Annotated in this window: 20 protein-coding genes and 1 pseudogene; 19 read left to right on the top strand and 2 right to left on the bottom strand. The window is 41.3% G+C overall.

Going from position 1 to position 20,489, the window contains the following annotated elements; translation table 11 throughout:
- Positions 1–8 precede the first annotated feature (8 nt).
- The 9 genes and pseudogenes from JI735_RS02295 (at position 9) to JI735_RS02255 (ending at position 8,327) form a co-directional block, all read left to right on the top strand.
- Positions 9–923 (top strand): glycosyltransferase family 2 protein, encoded by a 915-nt coding sequence (locus tag JI735_RS02295; protein ID WP_039838043.1) that lies wholly within the window; start codon positions 9–11, stop codon positions 921–923.
- 4 nt (positions 924–927) lie between these two features.
- The gene (locus tag JI735_RS02290; RefSeq protein WP_051052151.1) at positions 928–2,370 is read left to right on the top strand and encodes a lipopolysaccharide biosynthesis protein; all 1,443 of its coding nucleotides are present in this window, start codon (positions 928–930) and stop codon (positions 2,368–2,370) included.
- A 449-nt stretch (positions 2,371–2,819) separates the two neighbouring features.
- Complete coding sequence (locus tag JI735_RS35185) at positions 2,820–3,629, top strand: hypothetical protein (protein WP_157771458.1); 810 nt, start codon at positions 2,820–2,822, stop codon at positions 3,627–3,629.
- Between the two features lie 75 nt (positions 3,630–3,704).
- A pseudogene (locus JI735_RS02280) lies at positions 3,705–4,870 on the top strand (nucleotide sugar dehydrogenase).
- 34 nt (positions 4,871–4,904) lie between these two features.
- A complete protein-coding gene (gene rfbA, locus JI735_RS02275) occupies positions 4,905–5,783 on the top strand; it encodes a glucose-1-phosphate thymidylyltransferase RfbA (protein ID WP_039838039.1) in 879 nt (292 codons plus the stop codon).
- A 21-nt stretch (positions 5,784–5,804) separates the two neighbouring features.
- On the top strand, positions 5,805–6,365 hold the full coding sequence (rfbC, locus tag JI735_RS02270) for a dTDP-4-dehydrorhamnose 3,5-epimerase (protein WP_039838038.1): 561 nt from the start codon (positions 5,805–5,807) through the stop codon (positions 6,363–6,365).
- Between the two features lie 34 nt (positions 6,366–6,399).
- Positions 6,400–7,395 (top strand): dTDP-glucose 4,6-dehydratase, encoded by a 996-nt coding sequence (rfbB, locus tag JI735_RS02265; RefSeq protein ID WP_039838037.1) that lies wholly within the window; start codon positions 6,400–6,402, stop codon positions 7,393–7,395.
- 2 nt (positions 7,396–7,397) lie between these two features.
- Positions 7,398–8,045, top strand: a complete 648-nt coding sequence (locus JI735_RS02260; RefSeq protein ID WP_039838036.1) for a YdcF family protein — start codon at positions 7,398–7,400, stop codon at positions 8,043–8,045.
- Positions 8,046–8,177: 132 nt separating this feature from the next.
- Entirely contained in the window at positions 8,178–8,327 is a 150-nt protein-coding gene (locus tag JI735_RS02255; RefSeq protein ID WP_157771457.1) for a hypothetical protein, read from the top strand.
- A 62-nt stretch (positions 8,328–8,389) separates the two neighbouring features.
- Here the strand turns inward: JI735_RS02255 and fliB are convergent, their stop codons facing one another.
- A complete protein-coding gene (fliB, locus tag JI735_RS02250; protein ID WP_233476441.1) occupies positions 8,390–9,595 on the bottom strand; it encodes a flagellin lysine-N-methylase in 1,206 nt (401 codons plus the stop codon).
- Between the two features lie 95 nt (positions 9,596–9,690).
- Entirely contained in the window at positions 9,691–10,800 is a 1,110-nt protein-coding gene (locus JI735_RS02245; protein WP_039838034.1) for an acyltransferase family protein, read from the bottom strand.
- 310 nt (positions 10,801–11,110) lie between these two features.
- Here JI735_RS02245 and JI735_RS02240 point away from each other — a divergent pair, with 310 nt between their 5' ends.
- The 10 genes from JI735_RS02240 to JI735_RS37675 all read left to right on the top strand — a co-directional run bounded on the left by JI735_RS02240 (position 11,111) and on the right by JI735_RS37675 (position 20,455).
- Positions 11,111–12,211, top strand: a complete 1,101-nt coding sequence (locus JI735_RS02240; protein ID WP_039838033.1) for a hypothetical protein — start codon at positions 11,111–11,113, stop codon at positions 12,209–12,211.
- Positions 12,198–13,235 carry an acyltransferase family protein gene (locus tag JI735_RS02235; RefSeq protein ID WP_039838032.1) on the top strand — a complete coding sequence of 346 codons (1,038 nt, stop codon included), beginning with the start codon at positions 12,198–12,200 and terminating at the stop codon, positions 13,233–13,235. Before JI735_RS02240 ends, JI735_RS02235 begins: the two co-directional genes overlap by 14 nt.
- Before the next feature lie 39 nt (positions 13,236–13,274).
- Positions 13,275–14,450: a WD40/YVTN/BNR-like repeat-containing protein gene (locus JI735_RS02230; RefSeq protein WP_202677003.1), complete on the top strand. Its 1,176-nt coding sequence runs from the start codon at positions 13,275–13,277 to the stop codon at positions 14,448–14,450.
- Positions 14,451–14,612: 162 nt separating this feature from the next.
- Entirely contained in the window at positions 14,613–15,200 is a 588-nt protein-coding gene (locus JI735_RS02225) for a CueP family metal-binding protein (protein ID WP_039838030.1), read from the top strand.
- 328 nt (positions 15,201–15,528) lie between these two features.
- The gene (locus tag JI735_RS02220) at positions 15,529–16,272 is read left to right on the top strand and encodes a LytR/AlgR family response regulator transcription factor (RefSeq protein ID WP_039838029.1); all 744 of its coding nucleotides are present in this window, start codon (positions 15,529–15,531) and stop codon (positions 16,270–16,272) included.
- Between the two features lie 203 nt (positions 16,273–16,475).
- Positions 16,476–17,624, top strand: coding sequence for a sensor histidine kinase (locus JI735_RS02215; protein ID WP_157771456.1), 1,149 nt, complete (start codon positions 16,476–16,478; stop codon positions 17,622–17,624).
- Positions 17,597–18,037 carry an accessory gene regulator B family protein gene (locus JI735_RS02210; RefSeq protein ID WP_202677002.1) on the top strand — a complete coding sequence of 147 codons (441 nt, stop codon included), beginning with the start codon at positions 17,597–17,599 and terminating at the stop codon, positions 18,035–18,037. The genes JI735_RS02215 and JI735_RS02210 overlap by 28 nt, the downstream gene beginning before the upstream one ends.
- A 141-nt stretch (positions 18,038–18,178) precedes the next feature.
- Positions 18,179–18,316 (top strand): cyclic lactone autoinducer peptide, encoded by a 138-nt coding sequence (locus JI735_RS02205; RefSeq protein ID WP_082726751.1) that lies wholly within the window; start codon positions 18,179–18,181, stop codon positions 18,314–18,316.
- Between the two features lie 292 nt (positions 18,317–18,608).
- Positions 18,609–20,183: a radical SAM protein gene (locus JI735_RS02200; protein WP_039838026.1), complete on the top strand. Its 1,575-nt coding sequence runs from the start codon at positions 18,609–18,611 to the stop codon at positions 20,181–20,183.
- 59 nt (positions 20,184–20,242) lie between these two features.
- On the top strand, positions 20,243–20,455 hold the full coding sequence (locus tag JI735_RS37675) for an Apre_1838 family putative sactipeptide bacteriocin (protein WP_039838025.1): 213 nt from the start codon (positions 20,243–20,245) through the stop codon (positions 20,453–20,455).
- Positions 20,456–20,489: the final 34 nt, after the last annotated feature.

Genomic DNA, 20,489 nt, shown 5'->3' with positions numbered 1-20,489 from the left:
AGACTGAAATGGATAAGGTATGTTTTGTAGTATTGCATTATAAAGATGAAAAGGCCACATCAGATTGCATTAACTCATTGATCGATAATATCTTACGAGAAGATGTTCATATTATTGTTGTTGATAATGGATCGGGTGATGGTTCGGGAGAATTTATTAAAAAAAGCTTTGAGGCTTTTGATAATATCCACACTATAATTAATAAGGATAACATTGGCTACGCAAAAGGCAATAATATAGGGTATTGCTATGCCAAAGAGGAATTGCAGGCAAATTATATTGTAATACTTAATAATGATACATTGATAAAGCAATCTTTTTTTGTCGAGAAAATAATTCAATTATATAACGAAAAGCAATTTTATATTATGGGGCCAGACATTCTTTCATTAAGTAGGAGTCTTCATCAAAGCCCTTTAAGGGATAAACCGTTATCTAGTAAAGAACTGAGAGAGTATTTGAAGGTTTGGGATGACTTCGAAAATAAAATAATTAGAAATAGATTGAAGTATCTGATGAAAGGAGTAATTGGAAAAAAAACACTTCTATTATATAGGAAATTTAAGAATTCAAGAAGTATGAATGATAGTGATTTTTTGTATAAATACGAACAAGAAAATGTAGTGCTTCACGGGGCTTGTGTTGTATTTTCACCTTTGTACGTGTCTAGGGAAAAAGAGGCTTTTTTTTCGGAAACTTTTTTGTATTTTGAAGAAGATATTCTGACCTATCTTTGCAACAAAAAGAATATGAAAATAATATATTCACCTATAGTACAAGTATTGCACTATGAGGATCAATCAACTAATAAAGTTGTAAAAAAAGAGTTTGCTAAAGAACTATTTAAAATAAAACATCAACGGCATTCAGCAAAAGTTTTTTTGAATTTGATGGGATTAAGTCCTGGGGAGAAAGGTAATTGATACTGTGGGAAAACTTCGAAATGGAATAATAGTAACAATTATCTCTAAGTATTTATATATCATAATTATGTTTGTAGTAACCATGATCTTATCTCGAGTGCTTAGTCCAAAAGATTTTGGAATAGTGGCAGTACTTACAGTGTTCACAAACTTTTTTCTTGTAATTGGAGACATGGGCATAGGAGCAGCAATAATTCAAAAAAAGGATTTATCTGATCGAGATATTTCCAATATTTTTTTCATAATGATAATTCTAGGTTTACTTTTTGGTATATTTTTTGTAGGGATTACTGAGCTAATTGTATTGATATATAATGATACTGTTTATCGTTTGATAGGACGCTTATTGACTTTTTCTGTTGTGTTTAGTATATGGAATATTATACCTCAAGCGGTATTGCAGAAAGAAAAGAAATTCAAATTAATAGGATTGATAACTATTTTTTCTACATTGTTAAGTGGGGCAATAGCAATAATTAGTGCATTGTCTAATGTAGGTTATTTTTCAATAGTCTATCAGTCGATTTTTTACGCAATGCTCTTATTCAATATTAATTTGTATTATAGTAAAGTTAAATTTAAGTTGGAATTTAATGCTAAACCATTGAATAAAATTAAAGAATATTCAATATATCAAATGTTATTTAACCTGATAAATTATTTTGCCAGAAATCTTGATAGCTTTCTAATTGGAAAAACTATAGGTGAAGCAGCTTTGGGTTATTATAATATGGCATATAAATTGGTATTGATGCCAGTACAGTACTTAACTAATGCAGTAACACCAGTTTTACACCCGGTGCTTTCTGATTATCAGAATAATTATAGTATGATTTATAAACAATTTCTTAAAGTTGTAAGAGTATTGGCTCTATTAGGAGGATTCATTTCGATTGTATGCTTTTCTTGTGCAACTGAAATTATTACAGTCTTGTACGGATCCCAATGGAACGAAAGTATTGTTCCCTTCAAAATTATGTCCTTGTCAATAGGCTTCCAAATGATAATGTCAGCAAGTGGTTCGATATTTCAAGCTTCAGGAAATACGAAGTATTTATTTCTTTCAGGTCTAGCATCTTCTACATTAATTATTAGTGGTATAGTTTTTGGAATTCAAAAAAATGAAATAGTTTATGTTAGTATTGGAATAACCATTGCCTATATAATAAATTTTTTTCAAACCTTCTATGTACTGATAAAAGTAGTACTAAAGCAGAGTTTAAGAGAATTCATAGTTGTGATTAGATGGACTGTGATTTCAGCATTTATTACTTATATTGCAAGCGGAAATTTCAGATTATCGGGTACCCCTTTATTTACTTTGGTTTTTAAAATTGCACTTATAGGATTGATTTACTTAGGAATACTTTTAATTTCTGGAGAGCTAAAGAGAGTAATAAATATATTAGTGCCCCAAAAAAGGCCTGAGAATATGGTGAAACAATGAAAAAAATATATCAATCTATTGTAATTTTTCTACTTTTAATTGAAACGAATTTCTTTTCGTTGATTAAATTGCCGTCCTTCATTAGCGCATTAACATCATATCACACAAAGCAACTCACTTTAATCGTGTGCCTTTTTTCTTTTGTTTTATGGTTTTTATTCGAAAAAATGTCACGTCATACTGTGGTGAGGTACTATAATCCGCCGATTGTCATTTTTTTATTCTCAACGGTAGTTATTAGTATTATGAGCATGCTTATTTACAATCAATCAATTTTGAGTGTTTTGAGAGTTAGCTACTTCTACTATATTATAATATTGTTTTATTTTTTATCTTATTTTTGTTGGAAAGATAAAAGAAACTATCATTTTCTAATAAATAGCATTATTCTGTTTGGTACTATATACAGTATTTTACTTATAGTTCAATACTTATTTTTTAAAAGTGGGTTGAATGCATTTCTACTATTCGATGATGAAAATTTAGTTGTATTATCCAAAAGTATTAACCCGAGGATCGCCCGTCCAGCGGATTTTATAGCGTTTTCTTCGGTACTACTGTTTTCTAAGATAGTTAGTGGAAATGCGTTTAATAAAAGTAAAATGAAATTATGGATACCATTATTAGTTGAATTAATCTATATTCTTCTAGTTTCGCAAACACGTATGTATATAATTGCATTGCTATTTTCTTTCTCTATATCCATTTTATTTATTAAAAGAAGAAATCAAGGCATACACATAGTTGTCTATATAATCTTGGTACCCGTTATATTTCTGATGGCCAATGATGCTTTATCTAAGTTTTTCTCCTCATTTATGACAGGTGATAGAGTTAGTAGTACTCTTATAAGAAGCCAAGAAATATGGTTTTATTCTAGACAAATATTTAGCAATGGAATATTTGGTAGAGGATTTATAGATATATCTTCTCCAGATTATGTTCCCCTAAATCATGGGCCTTTTGGAACTTATAACACCTCTGATATTGGAATAATTGGATTTTTATCTATTTATGGACTTTGTGGAGGTTTATTTCTTGTATTAATAATATGGAAACTTATTAAAACTTTAAAGAATAACAAAGAAAATGCATTACAATTAAAAAGTATTGAACTTATCACCCTCTGTCCATATTTTTTGCTTATTTCCCTAACGCTATTTTATACTGACATTCAAAGAATTGTTTATTTGCCTATTATATTGACTATTTTTGAATTTGCTCATAAGGAATCAATTGAAAAAGCAAGGGATTCTTAAACCAGAGTTCGGATTGTCCTAATCCTACTTTTTATAATTGCTTATTATATATTATGTTATAAAGGTGGTTAAAACATGAAGATAACAGTTGCTGGCACAGGTTATGTAGGACTTTCAAATGCTGTATTGTTAGCTCAGTATAATGAAGTAATAGCAATTGATATAATTCAGGACAGAGTTGAAATGATTAAAAAAAGAAATCACCAATAGCAGACAAAGAAATTGAAGAGTTCCTATCTTCAAAAAGCTTGAATCTCGAAGCTACTTTAGATGAAAATAAAGCATATAAAGATGCTGAATTCGTTATTGTTGCAACACCTACAGATTATGACCCCGAAAAAAATTATTTTGATACAAAAAGCGTGGAGAGTGTTATCTCTAAAGTATTAAGAATTAATCCAAAAGCAACTTTGGTGATTAAATCCACTGTTCCAGTAGGATATACAGAAGACGCCAAGATAAAATTTAATACACAGAATATTATATTTTCACCTGAATTTTTGCGTGAAGGTAAGGCATTATACGATAATTTGTATCCTTCAAGAGTAATAGTAGGAGAGAAGTCAGAAAAAGCAGAGAAATTTGCAAATTTATTAATTGATGCCGCGTTAAAAAAAGACATACCTATCTTATTCACCAATTCAACAGAAGCTGAAGCAATTAAGCTGTTCTCTAATACTTATTTGGCGTTACGAGTTTCTTACTTTAACGAGTTAGACACATATGCTGAAACAAGAGGTTTGAATACCAAAGAGATTATAGAGGGGGTAGGACTTGATCCTAGAATAGGAAGTCACTATAACAATCCTTCTTTTGGGTATGGGGGATATTGTCTTCCAAAGGATACAAAACAATTAAAAGCAAATTATCATGATGTTCCTAACAACATTATAGGAGCGATTGTAGATGCCAATAGAACTCGAAAAGATTATATTGCATCAAAAATAATAGAAAAGAATCCTAAAATTGTAGGTATATATAGACTTACCATGAAAACTGACTCTGATAATTTCAGAGCTTCATCGATTCAGGGAATAATGAAAAGAATTAAAAGTAAAGGTATTGAAGTTGTGGTATATGAACCGGTATTAAAGGATGAATTTTTCTATGGTTCAAGAGTAGTAACGGACTTAAAAGAGTTTAAAAATTTAGCTGATGTTATAGTGTCCAATAGACAATCAAGTGAGCTTTCAGATGTTATAAGAAAGGTATATACCAGAGATCTATATAATACTGATTAAATTTTTTGATTACTAATCAAAAGGAGGAAGCATTTTGAAAGGCATAATCCTAGCCGGAGGCTCCGGAACCCGCCTATACCCATTAACTATGGTAACCAGCAAACAACTGTTACCTATTTACGACAAGCCCATGATCTATTACCCATTATCCACTCTAATGCTGGCTGGAATTAATGACATCCTAATTATCTCCACACCGGAAGATACGCCTAGATTCGAAAGTCTCTTGGGGGATGGGTCTCAGTTCGGTATATCCTTACAATACATAGTGCAGCCTAGTCCTGATGGTTTAGCTCAGGCTTTTCTTTTGGGTGAGTCTTTTATTGGGAATGACTCGGTGGCTATGATTCTTGGTGACAATATTTATTATGGCAACGGTATCCGCAAAATGTTGAAGCGTGCTTCGGAGAAAAAGCAGGGTGCGACTGTGTTTGGTTATCATGTGCAAGATCCGGAGCGTTTTGGGGTGGTGGAGTTTAATGAAGACGGTAAGGTGCTCAGTGTCGAAGAGAAGCCTGCACAGCCTAAATCTAATTATGCTATTACTGGTCTGTACTTCTATGATAACCGGGTAGTCGAGATTGCGAAGAATGTTAAGCCGTCTTCTCGGGGCGAACTTGAAATCACCTCAATTAATGAAGCCTATCTCAACCTAGGTGAGTTGGATGTTGAGCTGCTGGGCCGCGGGTTTACGTGGTTGGATACTGGTACTCATCAAAGTCTTGTGGATGCGACTAACTTTGTAAGAACTATCGAGGATCATCAAGGGATTAAGATTGCTGCTCTTGAAGAGATTGCCTATATTAATGGCTGGATCACCAAGGAACATTTGTTAAACTGCGGGCAGAAGCTGAGCAAAACAGGTTATGGTCAATATTTAATAAAAGTGGCTACCGGGAAGATTCAATATTAAGTTTTGAAGGTGTGAAAAGAAATGAAATTGACGGAAACAGCACTCCCTGGCGTAGTTATCGTTGAACCGGCGGTATTTGGCGACCATCGCGGATGGTTTATGGAAACATTTAGCGACGCGAAGTTTAAGGAGCAAGGAATAGATATTACTTTTGTCCAAGATAACCAATCTTATTCTGCTGTCAAAGGAACTCTTAGAGGCCTTCATTACCAATTGAATCCTAAAGCACAGACGAAGCTTGTCCGCTGTACACGTGGAGTCATCTACGATGTAGCTGTAGATATTAGAAAAGGCAGCCCTACATATAGTAAATGGTTTGGTCTTGAGTTAAGTGCAGAGAATAAGAAGCAGTTGCTTATCCCGAAGGGTTTTGCACATGGATTCATGACTCTTACTGAGGATGTTGAAGTTCAATATAAATGTGATGAGCTGTATGCTCCCGAATGTGATGGCGGTATTCTGTGGAATGACCCTGTAATAGGTGTTGAATGGCCCATACATGTGGTTCCTGTACTATCTGGCAAGGATGAGAAGGCTCCTTTGTTGAAGGATGCGAATTTCAATTTCACATATGGCGGCTAGGTAATTATTAATAGAGAGTTCTGAGGTGTAATTGATGAGTAAGCAAAAATTGCTGATTACGGGCGGTGCCGGTTTTATAGGCGGGAACTTTGTCCATTACATGGTTGATAAATATTCTGATTACGATGTAGTTAACCTGGATTTGTTGACCTACGCCGGCGATCTGACCAAGCATAGACAAATCGAGGATAAAGAGAACTATCGCTTCGTACAGGCAGATATTGCGGATCGGGAGGCAATCTTTGCTCTTTTTGAACAAGAGAAATTCGATTATGTGGTGCATTTCGCTGCGGAAAGTCATGTGGACCGCTCCATTACCGATCCGGCTGTATTCGTTCGTACGAATGTTATGGGGACACAAGTGCTGCTGGATGCTTCCAGGAAAATAGGCTTAACGAAATTCCTTCATGTCTCCACGGATGAGGTTTATGGTGAACTGGATTTTGATCCGAGCGTTTTCTTCACGGAGGAAACTCCTTTGCAGCCTAACAGTCCTTACAGTGCGAGTAAGGCTTCTTCGGATCTGCTTGTTCGAGCTTATTATGAAACCTACGGCTTGCCAATGAACATTACCCGTTGCTCTAACAATTACGGCCCGTACCATTTTCCGGAGAAGCTGATTCCTCTGACGATCTCAAAAGTTCTGAACGAACAGAAGGTCCCGGTCTATGGAGATGGTAAAAATATTCGGGACTGGCTGCATGTCTATGATCACTGTGCTGCAATTGATCTCGTATTGCACGAAGGTGTAAGTGGTGAAGTATACAATGTAGGCGGCCACAATGAGCGCACCAATCTGGAAGTGGTGAAGACCATTATCCATACCCTGGATAAGTCTGAGGATTTGATTAAATTTGTTGCAGACCGATTGGGGCATGACAAGCGTTATGCTATTGATCCTACCAAACTGGAGAAATTGGGCTGGAAGCCTACGTACACGTTTGAGACTGGAATTGCGCAGACGATACAGTGGTATACGGCAAATGCAGCGTGGTGGGAGCAAATTCTTAGCGGCGAGTATCGGAAATAGTTATGAAGAGTATAAAGGTTAAAAGGACGGGCAAGCGTAGAAAGAGAATTCTTTTTCTGTACTTGCCTGTTCTATTGATTCTTACATTGTGCTTCTTCGGTGCAGGGCGTTTTCTTCTCTTCAATCAATCTCCACAGCAAGCAGATGTTATTATTGTTCTTAGCGGTGGAGGCACGAATAGGATTGAGAAAGGAATCGAGTTATTTAAAAATGACTTTGCTCCATATATTCTTCTCTCTAACGCTAAGGAACCTGCGGGTACCCATGGTGACATGCTTCAAACCACACTTGCATTAGGAATTCCACAAGAAGATATTTTGACGGAGAATGAGGCTCAAAGTACTTACCAAAATGCAAAATTCACTCTGTCTATTATGGAGAACAAGGGCTTTTCGTCTGCTATTATTGTTTCTTCTGACTTCCATATGAGAAGAGTGAAATTTCTTTTCGATCATGTCTATAAGAATTCCGGGGTTGAACTTACTTATGTAGGTTCTATTTCAGGCTATGATGCTAATCATTGGTGGAGGGGTAAGTACAATCGTGAGGTAACGATTACTGAATACACTAAAATGATAGGCAATACCTTCGGTTATAATGGTTCTGAGGCAAAAAAGGTGCTTGAAAAATTTAAAAGTTGGTTGCCCTAGAGTTTACTATCACACTTCCAGCAAAACTACTAACATTTTCCCATCCCCTCTCCCACAAACCGACAAACAAACTAGGTATCCCGGTCTATAATTAGGATTAAATCTATTTTGTTGCGGTAGGAGAGAGGTCTCATGCCAAATTATTATTTTAAGGAAATCTGGACGCCTTTGAGATGGGTACATATTTGGTTCTATCGGGATGATGCGAATCGGTTGTGGGTGAAGCATGGATCGAAGCGGCGGCGGCTGGTGGGGAAGCGGGATAGTGAAACGGAGGCCTAAGGGCCTCCGTTTTTTGGCTAACTCAAATTCCGATAGTTACACTCCCGACTTGTATATCGTCGCTACTTTATCAATAAGGACATTCCCCCGAGGGTGTAATATCCCTGATCTTTTATATCTTTCAATATTGCGTTGAGGAATTTGTTGGAGAACTTGTAGTTTTTCGTATACGACTGAATAAGCTTGACGACCATATCGTCATTTAGCTCTTGTCTGTACGCTGCCATTCCAATGAGGTGAAGGCGAATGAAGGAATAATCTGCAACGAGTTTCACGAAGAAGTCGAACAGGCTGCCGCCTGCATAGATATCGGTCATGAAATTCTGGTACACATGATTAATCGCATAGTTCTCAAAAATGAACTCCTTCTCCCGGAGGTAGGGTTCATAGATTTCTTCGCGTACACTGCGGTAAGTATGTAACGATTCACTCAAGCTGCTCCCGTTGCTCTGTATGCCTTTGAGGTATTCATTCTTGCATTCATTGTAGCGGGCATTCCATAAAAACTCACTTAGGTGCGCCATTAGGGTATTGTTCAGAACCTGGAATTGGATCTGATCATTTGAGGGAAATACGTCATAGTTGCGCAGCTCCTCGTTAGTAACCAGCTCACCTCTGAATTCATCCACGAAAGAGAGAACATTATCATATGCCCCCGAACGCAGCAGCTCGTCAGTATTATCCAATAGTACTCCAATTATAATTAATCGGTGCTGAAAAGAGAACTGGCGATCACTTAAAACCTCCAGCATGATATCCCGCAAGTTCTGAATACATTGCTTTTTCTTGTTGTTGGCTCTGCCTAGTTGACTAATACGCAGATTCGGTGTATGCAGTTCATTAGTTCGGGTAAAGCTCATGGCGTCTTCAGAGAGAAGCACCAAGCGGGCGATCTCTGGACAGGACAAGAGTGCAGACACTTCAATCTCATCGGCCTCATTCAGAATTCGCGGGTAGGTCGAGCAGGTCTGTGAGAGGAATGTTTCTCCTACCTTGGCTTGAATCGTGCAGAGGCCGTCACAGAGCATAGAACAGTTGCCGGTTTTTTGGTTCATTTTAAAAGAAGCGTATGACTCAATGCTTTTTTTATTACGCACAAGATTCTTGTTAATCTCTTCGTGAAGGCTCGCATCAGGAATCTGCTTGTATTTTTCATAGGTTGATCGGTCTATGGTTATTTCCCATAAAGAGCAGCAAGTGTCTTCGCAAGCAGCCCCCGTACATTGGAATTGCCGTATATATTGAGGAGTCAGATACTCCTTCTGCATGACCTGCAAAAAAAAACCTCCTTGTGTCTCTGCTATAAGCAAGTTCATCACTTACTATATCGGGAAGAAGGAGGTAAATCTTTAATTGGCTAAGACTAGGAAGCGGCCCTCTCCATATAGCTCCTTCGAGGCGCAACTTTCTTTCTTGTCCTCCCCAGCACAAAACCGAGTCCCGGCACCCGCTTCACCGCCATACTCAGCAGCAGCGACCCTGCGACCGCAATGACTGTGGTCGGGAACCAGCCCAGGTAGCTGTCGAAGACGTAGCGTTCCACGAAGTTCAGCAGGAGGATGAAGATGCCGTAGTGGAAGATGAGGATGGCGAGTGATTCTTGGCCGATGTAGGTGAGGGTGGCGGCGAAGAATCTGGATGTGGAGAGAAGCTGGGTCATTTTGATGGCGAGCAGGCTTCCGGCGATTCCGGCGGTGTAGAAGAGGAACAGGTTGCCGTATTCTCTGTTGTTCATGTCGACATAGCTGTTGAAGTAGGCGGCTGTGAGGAAAAGCGCTATGCATACCAGGGTGCCCAGGTTGAAGACGCGGATCTTACGGAGCAGTTGGCGCTGCTTGAGCTGGTAGCCGATGAACACGAAAAGTTGGGCGACGAGCGCGACGTCGATGTTCCAGGGGAGGAAGACTACGGTGCTCAGCGCATAACCGGACAGGCTTAGGCCGGTCATGGCAGCAAGCTGCAGCAGCAGCGGGCGTCCGCTCAGATAACGCATGCTGAGGCAAAAGATGATCTGGGTCACGAATAGGCAGGTCAGAAACCAGATGGGAATATTCAGGAGCAGCCCCCCGGAATAGGTGCCGAGCGCAATAGCCTGCATAGGTTCATACCAGGCAATACCGGAATTGTGAGTGGGTTCAAGGGTGCGGAGAATGAGCCAGAGCAGGTAGCAGAGGAAAGCGGCAGAAAGATAGGGAACCACGAGGGTGAGGATACGGGTACGAAGCAGTGCGGTGAAATTGTCAAAATATTTGGAGGCACTGAACAGATAACCGGAGACGATAAAGAACAGCGGGAGCCGGAAATCTCTGAACATATCGTTCAGGACGACCGGGGTCAGACCGGCATGTCCCACAACGACGAGCAGAATGGTAATGCCTCTTACCATGTCGATTACTTTGAGCCGCGGGGTCCTGGAGGCAGCGGAAACTGATTCCGCTGCAGTTGTCACTGAAGTCGTATCCGAAGCTTGCATGGCTTGGCGGCAGCCCCCTTCCATATAAGTTATCAATAGGTTATAGGAAATAATAGGCAAGAACAATGGTACAAACTAGTTATTTCAATTACTACCTTAGTTGATTGATAAACTTAAGTAATAGTTATATAAATAAGGGTAGTTTGTATGACCCGTGCGGTGTAAATTGCATAATGATTAGAATTCATGTGAAATCTTACACTTTAGAGGGGTGGGAGATCGCAGGATTCATTTTATAATCTATATACATAGAAAACAGAGGTTTAATTTATATAGTGAAATCCATTTGAACGGAAAGGAAAGTGAGGGAATGAAGGAATATGACTATTCCTTGGATGCGATTAAGGGGATTAGCTGTATTTTGATGATCATGGCGCATATTCCGCTTTATTTTAACGGCAATGAACGGGTGTTCCAGATTGTTGCCGGTGTGGCCCCTGTACTATTCTTTGCGGTCTCAGGTGTGACTACCACCCTGCAGGTGAGAAGGCGCAGTTTCAGATCACTCCTTGGCTTCTATGTACTGTTCGCGGTCATCGGGTTTTCCTATAATCTGATGTGGAGGCCGGAGATTCAGGCTTTTCGGATCATGGACGTTCCCCAGATCATCGCGCTCGGAGTGCTTAGTGTATACCTCATAGAGAAATATCTCAAACCTCCACTCTATTTATATCTCCTGTTGTCGCTGCTAGTGTTTGCGGTACATTCGTTCATCGGCCACCGTCTGCCGGACTTTCCTTTTAAGTCTATATTGTTCACAGAAACGGTCGGGTTTACGTATTTCCCTTGGATGTTTGCGTTTGTTGCAGGAATCTTTGCCTACCGGTGCAGCAACCGGGTAAACCTTATGGCGGCTCTGGCTGCCGGAGTGCTGCTGGTTATCGTTAGTTTCGGAGGGGCGCGCGAGACGGATTTTGTGAAATACAATATGTCTGTGCAATATCTGCTGCTGTCTCTGTTTGTACTGTTCGGGGGCTTTTACCTCTTTAGAAGTAAAAAAAGCTACTCTCCCTCCAATCTGATTCTGTATTTCGGCAAGCATTCGTTTTTATTTCTGTTTACCCATCTGTTCCTGATCCTTGCTTTTGACCGGCTGGGTCTGGGACGCCTGTATATTGTGTGGATGTGGGGGCTGGTTCTGGTCTGCACCTATGCGGGCATGAACGTTCTGCTGTGGCTTAACCGTTTCATAGCACGTTACTTGGAACACCCGCTGCCTTGGGCGCTTGCCGTCATTGGTGTGGTTGCGGTTCCGCTGGTGATCCCGAACAGGGATCTGATTATTCTCGCGGAGGCTGCGCTGGGTATGCTGTTCGCGATGAATTACAAGCAGCTCTCCAGCCTGATGTCTGTCAAACCCTCTACCCGCCGCCAGCCGTCCCTTCCGGAGGTTGCCCATGAACAAGCTTAATTACAAAGCGATCAGCACGTACCGCACCCAGCTCATGGGACTGGCGATTCTGTGGGTGATGCTGTACCATTCGACGGTGAGTTTTTCCTCTGTTCCGGTGCTGGGCACTTTACAGGCCTATGGATACGGCGGGGTGGATATCTTCCTGTTGGTGTCGGGCTTGGGACTGTATTACGCCTATCGTAAAAATACTGGCACATTCACCTTCTACCGAAGAAGGCTGCAGCGGATTCTGCCCACGTATCTCCCGGTGGTGCTGATCTTTTGCCTGCTGTATTGGGGAATGGGGGAGATGCCCTTTACGGACGTGCTTCTGAATTTGACTACGCTTAGCTTCTGGCTTGGGCTGGACAGCCGGTTTGACTGGTACGTTCCCGCCCTGCTGGTGCTGTATTTGCTTACTCCGCTGTTTATGTATTTTTTCAGGGAGAAGAACAAGCTTGTTACGGTTACTGTGGCCAGCCTGGTTGGACTTCTCCTAAGCGTGGTTCTATCTGGAACACCGCTGTCTTATTTGCTGATTTTTACGATAAGAATCCCGATATTCTTCGTCGGCGTATGGGTGGGTTACCTGATCGACCAGAAACAGGCCATCTCGCGGGTGAATGGGATGCTGTACCTGGGGATGCTTCTGTCCGGTGTAGTGCTGCTGGCAGCAACCCAGAAATATATGAGCGAATATGTGTGGAGCTATGGGCTGTGGTGGTATCCTTTTATCCTGATTACCTTGCCCTTATGCCTGCTTACGGCGGGTGGGCTGCACTGGGCGGCAGAGCGCAAATGGACCCGGTATCCCTTCCTTACGTTTTGTGGCACACATAGTCTGGAAATATACCTGATTCATGAACGGGTGTTGAAAATACTGGCGGATCTCCGGCGGAGCCTGGAACTGCCTGTGAACGATTTTGTCCTGAATGCGGCGGGCATCCTGCTTACCTTGGGACTGGCCTTTGTATTGAAAAAAGCAGTTACCGGGTTCAGCGCCCGGATGAAACCCGGTACGACAGCGGCCGCCGCTTCGTGATTGCCGGGGAGGGTAAATATTCCCTGAGGAGGTGTCTCAATGATCTATACCAGAAAATTGCAGAAAAGAGCTTTAACCATTCTCTCAGCGGGCCTGCTCGCCTTTGCGGGCTGGGGAACCGCGGTGTCTCCGGCACAGGCGGCGCCCGCCGCACCGGCATCGTCCTGCAGTACGGGAGATCACGGAATTCTGCAGGATTTGCAGAAGAATCAGACGGCTAAGGGGGCGGACCCGCTTACTTTTGCAAGCGTGGACTTTCTGAATGCAGATACGGGACGGGCGGCCGGCAACGGCTTTGTGATTGGGACTTCGGACGGCGGATGCCACTTCCAGGAGATTTATCAGGGACAGTGGAGCTTCCAGCAGATCGAGTTTCCGGATAATGTGCACGGCTGGGCCCTCGCCTCTGTGAAGGGGGGACAGGTCAAATATCTGATCCGTACCACGGATGGAGGTTCCACCTGGAAGCGGCTGAGCAAGTATCCGGCGACCTTTGAGCGTATAGAATTTGTAGACGGTACAACCGGATTCGGCTATAACCGGGCTTCAACCTATTATACAAAAGATGGCGGAAGCACCTGGACCCGGATTCCTACTCCGGCCAATACGCGCGGGGCGGACTTCACTACCCGGAGCAGCGGCTGGGCGGTCGTGGTTGCACAGGGCAGCGGCTACCGGATCATGAGAACCACTGATGGCGGGGCAAGCTGGAAGCAGCTGAAGACAGTGGCCTACCCAAATCCGCAATACGCCCAGGTCTACGCTAACGCCTCGCAGGTATATACGGTGCTCTATGGCGGTTCGGGAATGTCGCAGACCTCGTACTCCCTCTATGGCAGCTCCGATGCAGGCCGCAGCTGGACCCGGATCATTGCCCAGGCAACAGCCGGCGGCGGTCCTGCTCCCGGAAGCGGACCGGCCAAACAGGAGAAGGGGCCGGCTTCAGGCAGTCCCGGAAATATGCAGGTGATCGGCAAAACCTCTGCCTTCCTGGCCGGCTATCAGCCCGCAGCCCAGATGGTCGGCACCGGCATGACCAAGAACAACGGCAGGGCGTGGAGCAACTCCAAGACAGTCCTGGGTTTTGAAGGTGTGATCTCCTTCACCGATCCTAATCAGGGCTGGCTGGCGGTACGCAATATGAACAGCTCCACCCTGTATGCCACCAAAGACGGCGGCGCGAGCTGGAAAGCTAAGTTTTCTTTTAAATTCTAGTCAGTTGGGACCCTTCGGGTCCCTGTTTTTTGTAAGTAAGGAAATTATGTGGAGTTGAACGGTGAATGAAGATTGCCTGACATAATTGTCACGCTTTCGTCTTGTCTACAATTGTGCTGGCTCGATTATAATAGGGACATAAGCCAGGAGGAGGATTCCCAAATGAAGAATAAAATGCTGGTAACCGCTGCCGGGTTGGTAGTTGTTATTGCCTTAGGAGCATACATGTTCGCGGGAAATGCAGACAAGAAAGAGTCGGGTCAAACGGATACACAAGCCGTCGGGGGAGATGTGCAAACTGCTGCAATGGATACGCCGGGACTGAAGCAATTGGTGCAAGATTTCAGCAGCCGCAGCAAAAAAGCGGAGTCCGCGTCCATTTCATCCACACAGCTGATTGTGAAGGAGAGCGATGGCAAGTCGGCAGCCTACGCATTGCCGGCCGATGAATTTTTTGTCTCTATCGCGCCTTACGTGGACCAAACCCATCCGTGCGCAACCCACAGCCTGACCGGCTGCCAGGGCGAGCTGACAGAGGAAGAGTTCAACATCTCGGTTACAGACTCGGACGGCACAGTAATTATGGACAACGAAACGGTGAAATCCCAGCCCAACGGCTTCATTGATCTGTGGCTGCCCCGGGACCGGACCTATCAAGTTACCATTGAACATGACGGCAAACAGGCAGAGTCCGAGATTTCCACGTTTGAGAAGGACGATACTTGTGTGACTACAATGCAGTTGGGGTGAAGGTTCTAGTGCAGTGTATGAACAACTGAAAAGCTCTGGTGTATTAGATTAACCTTGAATGGTACTGTGTCCATCAAGGTTTTTTTCTATGATTATTTTTTGATAAGTATTAGTTCTCTCAGATTTCAATAAAAAGAATACATTCCATTAAAATATAAAATATGGAAAAGGATTACACATTTATGTTATGATTATTATAAATTATTCCTAATGAATACTGAATTTTGGCGTTTTTTTATGGGGATAAAACCTTAAGAATGTTGTCTGGCCAGCCACTATCAAAGATTCGATATCTAAGTGAAGCCGGAAACTTATAGGGGGGAGAAGTATGTTAAATGTGGCATTGTGTGATGATGACAGCCGTTTTTTAGATGGAATTCTTCCTTTAATCAAGAAGTCGCTCACAGCTTTAAAGATCAAAGCTTCCATCTATCTATTTACAAATGCGAATACACTGATCCAAAGATTTGAAGAATACAACCCTTATTTTGATATCATTTTCCTGGATATAGATATGCCGCTGATGAACGGAAAGGAGGTGGCTAGAAGACTTCGTCTTATTGATCAAAAATTTAAGTTGGTGTTCATCACTTCATTCGAGCAGGAGGCTTTGAATACATTCCAATTTAATGTAAGCGGTTTTTTACCCAAATTATTGTTGGACAAACGTATGCCGGCAGTAATTGAACGAGTAGCCAATGCTATATATGAAGAAAACCCGCAGACGCAAATTTTCAAAATCAATGTTAACGACAACAGGAATAGGATTATCAAAGTACCTCTGAATGACATCATGTATCTCGAAAGTATTAACAGAAAAATTTACTTGCATACCAAAAGAAAAGCATATGTATTGCATTGTTATAAGTTTATGGACTTAATTGAACAATACAAAAATCTGGGGTTTGTTGAGATTTACAGAACCTGTATAGTGAATCTGAAATACATATTTTCCATCGATGATCTTGAAATCCGGTTGGATAACGGTACTACTCTACCCTTAAGCAGAAGAAAAAGACAAAACGTTCTCGACAATTTTTGCGAGATTATTAGTGAGATCAAGAGATGCTAGGGTTGGCCCATGGATTCATCTTTACATTCATAGAATCTATTCTCCAATATTGGATTATAGACGATCTTCTTAGCTGTAAAATTAAGGGGCGAAAGAGATTACCTGTACTTATTGCTGCCATATTGACGGATTCCCTTCTGGTCCAGTTTTGTCCTGTAGAATCGCCTAAGCTTAGAACATTGTTGTTGATTGGGACTTCATTAATGATCGTTCAACAATTATATAAAGACAGTATCTTCATCAAGATATTTTTGGTGGTACTTACTAACTATGTAATTATTATTAGCGATATTATGGCCGGTAACTTGTTGTCTCTGGCATACCGGACCGGCATAGATTGCATGATCTCAGAAATCTCTGGTTTAACGATAACCTTTTCTGTATTTTCCAAGATGATTGCTGTTGTGCTTGTGGCCTTATACATCCGTTTTTTTAAGAAGCTCGACTTTAATATATCAACTAAATATTGGGTTATTATGGATCTTGTTGTAGGTTTTTTTGTGGTTGTGATGAACTTTTTTATGATGGTTAACCGGATGCTGCAGCATGAGGGCTCCCTGTATTCATTATTGATGTTTAGAATATCTATCTGTTTCCTCCTCATGTCTGTATTAATCATCTATCTTTTTGGCGAGATTTGCTTGTTTTATCAGAAAGAGCAGCACAGATATACGCTTGATTTACAGAATAGGGCACTGGAGCATCAACTGGCCTTTCAAGAAACGGCAGCTTCCGACTTAAAGAGAATAAGGCATGATATACAGAATAACCTTGCGAATATAGGCTATTTATTGAAGGAAAACTACATTGAGGAGTCCGTGAAGTATATCAATGCGATTTCGGATACCCTGGAAGCGACGAAGTCAGTAATCAGCTGCGGCAACAAATATATCGATTCCATCTTGAATTATGAGCTTGCTTTGTGCAAAAAAATGAATATCGACGTACGGTTTCAGATTGATACTATCCCGGAGTTAGGCATTCCGCCTACGGAGTTATCTTCTATCATTTCTAATGTTCTTAACAATGCTATTGAGGCAAATCTAAAGCTCGCCGAGCAGGACAGATATCTTTCCGTGAAGATGTTCTGCTATAAGAACTTCTTGTCGATTGTAGTCGAAAATCCCTATAACCACACTCTATTGGAGGCTGGCGGGATGCTGAAAACAACTAAAAAAAACAAGTTATATCATGGCCAGGGATTAAAATCGATAAGAACCTCAGTTCAATATTGCGGCGGGACTTTTAAGTATTCATATGAGAGCAATGTATTTACGTCAACAATTATTATACCGCTAACCAAACAAAATGTAGGGGATGCTTTATGGTCAAGCAGATGGCAGAGAAGCTAAGTCGGCGCTTGGTAGCAAACCATATTATCACCATGGAGGACAGGAGATTTTATACATATGGCCTTGAATTGATTCTAAATGATATTTTGATTTTTGTAGTGATTGCCGTTATCTCTGTTGTTACAAATACGATAGGAATTACAGCCATCTTCACTGTTGTGTTTTGCGTGCTGCGTGCCTTCACTGGAGGATACCACAGCAAATCCTATCTCGGGTGCTTCTTAATTACGTTGCTGAATTATTTGGCGATGTTATGGGTAGTTTCCAACCTGGATGCTGCAGGATTAGCTGTTGGGTGTGGAATGATGTTTTTGGCTACAGCGGTTATTTGGAGGCTGGCACCCATTGAACATAGGAATAACCCCTTCGGTGACGATGAAAAAAGAAATACAAAAGAATCAGCAGGATTCTGAGCCTTATTCTTGTCTTTCTTTTCGTTATATCCGTTGCTTTTTTCCCAAATGAGATTATGTTCACCATATCCTGGTCAGTGTTTGCAACAGCGGTCTTAATGCTGTTAGCGATAATCGTTCAAAAAAAGGAGGGTACGACAAATGAAGAAAAAGCATCTTGAGGTTATAGCAGCTATGGCGCAAATGGCAATCAGACAGGCCAATAACACAGCTTCGCGTTACTGGTCCTATCAACCGCAGGCTCCAGAAGGAATCAAATCTTTTCATGCAGGTAAATAAATATTAGGATTGGATATGCAATATAGATTATAGGTAAGGCCTCTAATCGGCAGGTACTCTTTCTCATGGATTTCGGGAAAGAATATCTGTTTTTTTTATTTTTTATGAAAATACCATTCGGTTGGAAAAGGGTACCACTCGGTCGTAAAGCGTATACATTTTTTTTTAACAATGTTAATTTGTGATCAGAAAGATAAAGAAGCATACGAATGGATCTGCGTCATCAACTTTGTGAATTTTATAACAAAACAGATATTGGTTTTAGGAAATCATTAAACTGGAGGGATAACCTATGATTAATGAGAAGCTGGACTCCAAAATTATGAAGTACAAGCAGCAGTTCAATGACCTGAAAAAGGATAATCATTTCTACCGGTTAGGAAAACCTTTTGAAACGTCGGGAAAGAAATACTTTTATGATACAGGCACCGGTAAGATCTTTCAGATTAATGAAAATGTCTATTCCGTTTTATCCTGTCTCTTTGACTCGGATCAGTTCGATAGTCTTTTGGAGCTGGGTATGGAAGAGGATGCCTTGGAAGCAGCTTTGCAAGAAATCATAGAATGCATATCTGAAGAACATATCCTGTCAGCGCCGCCGGTCACTTGCTTCTCCGGACCCCATGTCAGCGCCCTGGAAAATTATTTACAGTACAATATGAATCAGCTCACTTTAGAGGTAACTGAAAGATGTAACCTGAGATGCAACTATTGCATCTATCAAGATTCACATAATGATTTTCATGGATACAATGACCGGGATATGACGTTTGAAACCGCAAAAAAAGCAATTGATTATACATACCCGAGGGTAGATGAAGATTTTTTCCTGGCCTTTTACGGTGGAGAACCTCTGTTGAACTTTAAACTGATTAAGCAATGTGTAGAGTATGCCGAGAATCTTGTTACAGATAAGAAATTGGGATTTTCAATGACTACCAATGCAGTATTAATTTCCAAAGAAATAGCTGAGTACCTGGTTGAACATAATTTTGTGGTTTTAGTAAGCCTGGACGGTCCTGAAGAGATTCATAATGAGAACCGGGTATTCCAGGATGGTACGGGGAGCTTCAAATATGTGATGCGCGGAATAAAACACCTGGTAGAAGCTAAAGAGAAAAATCACTCAAAGGATGAAAGCGGCGATACCCTCTACTTCAGCCTGGTTGCAAGTGGTTCCAATCTGGTAGAGAAATACTATAAAATTCAAGAGTTTTTTGATAATACAGAGTGGCTGCCCAAACCCGTAACGGTAAATGCTTCTTATGTGTCTTACGGCCGTACTGCAGAAGAGTATCTGAAACCAAGCAGTATCGAAGATAAATCCTATAGAGAAGATAAAACGATCGACCCTCTGTTTTCGTGGAGCGTTGAGAATAAAAGAGACAGCAGCAATGAGAAAAAATTATTTTCAAACGGCCAGATGAGAAAGTTTTTACACATGATTCACAGACGGGATATTAGACAAGTGCCTATGGAGAATTATTATTTTAACGGCTGCTGTGTGCCGGGTTCAAGACGTCTTCACGTAAATGTGGATGGAAATTTCCTGCCATGTGAACGTGTGGGAAGTGTCCCGTTCCTGGGGAATGTTGACAATGGGTTTGATATTCCGTCGATCAATAAACATTATGTTAATGATTTCATGAATAAATCTGTCGAATATTGTAAGGATTGCTGGGCAGTACATCTGTGCACAAGCTGTTATATCGATTGTTTCGACGAGGAGAAAGTGAATTTATCATATCGCCATAGCGGCTGCAGATATATCAGGTACCTGCTGGATCAAAGCCTTAGTCTATACCATGAGATTGTAGAACATGATCCGGAATCCTTAAGAGAGCTCAACGACATCATTGCTAAATAGCGGTAAAAATATACACCTGTATATTTTTATAAAATTTTACCAGGAAAGGAGGGCTATACATGAAATTGATTAATCCGATTGGACGGGATATTAATTCCGGTCTGGAAGCGCACTTTGAGCCGATGGCATGCATGTGCGGTTCCGGCGGAGGTCAATTCACTGGAGCACGCGGAAATAGTGACAGCTGTTTCCATTGCGGCTGCGATTGTACCTCATCTAGTTATGGTTCCGGCAATGATAGAAATGCGACGACTACCATTCACAGAAGCTAATGTAATCTGAATGAACAGGGAGAAGTTCTGGCGA

The sequence above is a fragment of the Paenibacillus sonchi genome (genome assembly GCF_016772475.1).
GTDB lineage: Bacteria > Bacillota > Bacilli > Paenibacillales > Paenibacillaceae > Paenibacillus_AQ > Paenibacillus_AQ sonchi.
The sequence above is the reverse complement of the archived record's forward strand: the minus strand, read 5'-3'. Positions and strand labels throughout refer to the sequence as shown.

Coding starts and splice junctions, on each gene's coding strand:
- JI735_RS02295 (WP_039838043.1), top strand. CDS start 9: ATGGATAAGGTATGTTTTGTAGTATTGCATTATAAAGATGAAAAGGCC.
- rfbC (WP_039838038.1), top strand. CDS start 5,805: ATGAAATTGACGGAAACAGCACTCCCTGGCGTAGTTATCGTTGAACCG.
- rfbB (WP_039838037.1), top strand. CDS start 6,400: ATGAGTAAGCAAAAATTGCTGATTACGGGCGGTGCCGGTTTTATAGGC.
- JI735_RS02260 (WP_039838036.1), top strand. CDS start 7,398: ATGAAGAGTATAAAGGTTAAAAGGACGGGCAAGCGTAGAAAGAGAATT.
- JI735_RS02255 (WP_157771457.1), top strand. CDS start 8,178: ATGCCAAATTATTATTTTAAGGAAATCTGGACGCCTTTGAGATGGGTA.
- fliB (WP_233476441.1), bottom strand. CDS start 9,595: ATGCAGAAGGAGTATCTGACTCCTCAATATATACGGCAATTCCAATGT.
- JI735_RS02245 (WP_039838034.1), bottom strand. CDS start 10,800: ATGCAAGCTTCGGATACGACTTCAGTGACAACTGCAGCGGAATCAGTT.
- JI735_RS02240 (WP_039838033.1), top strand. CDS start 11,111: ATGAAGGAATATGACTATTCCTTGGATGCGATTAAGGGGATTAGCTGT.
- JI735_RS02235 (WP_039838032.1), top strand. CDS start 12,198: ATGAACAAGCTTAATTACAAAGCGATCAGCACGTACCGCACCCAGCTC.
- JI735_RS02230 (WP_202677003.1), top strand. CDS start 13,275: ATGATCTATACCAGAAAATTGCAGAAAAGAGCTTTAACCATTCTCTCA.
- JI735_RS02225 (WP_039838030.1), top strand. CDS start 14,613: ATGAAGAATAAAATGCTGGTAACCGCTGCCGGGTTGGTAGTTGTTATT.
- JI735_RS02220 (WP_039838029.1), top strand. CDS start 15,529: ATGTTAAATGTGGCATTGTGTGATGATGACAGCCGTTTTTTAGATGGA.
- JI735_RS02215 (WP_157771456.1), top strand. CDS start 16,476: ATGATCGTTCAACAATTATATAAAGACAGTATCTTCATCAAGATATTT.
- JI735_RS02210 (WP_202677002.1), top strand. CDS start 17,597: ATGGTCAAGCAGATGGCAGAGAAGCTAAGTCGGCGCTTGGTAGCAAAC.
- JI735_RS02205 (WP_082726751.1), top strand. CDS start 18,179: ATGAAGAAAAAGCATCTTGAGGTTATAGCAGCTATGGCGCAAATGGCA.
- JI735_RS02200 (WP_039838026.1), top strand. CDS start 18,609: ATGATTAATGAGAAGCTGGACTCCAAAATTATGAAGTACAAGCAGCAG.
- JI735_RS37675 (WP_039838025.1), top strand. CDS start 20,243: ATGAAATTGATTAATCCGATTGGACGGGATATTAATTCCGGTCTGGAA.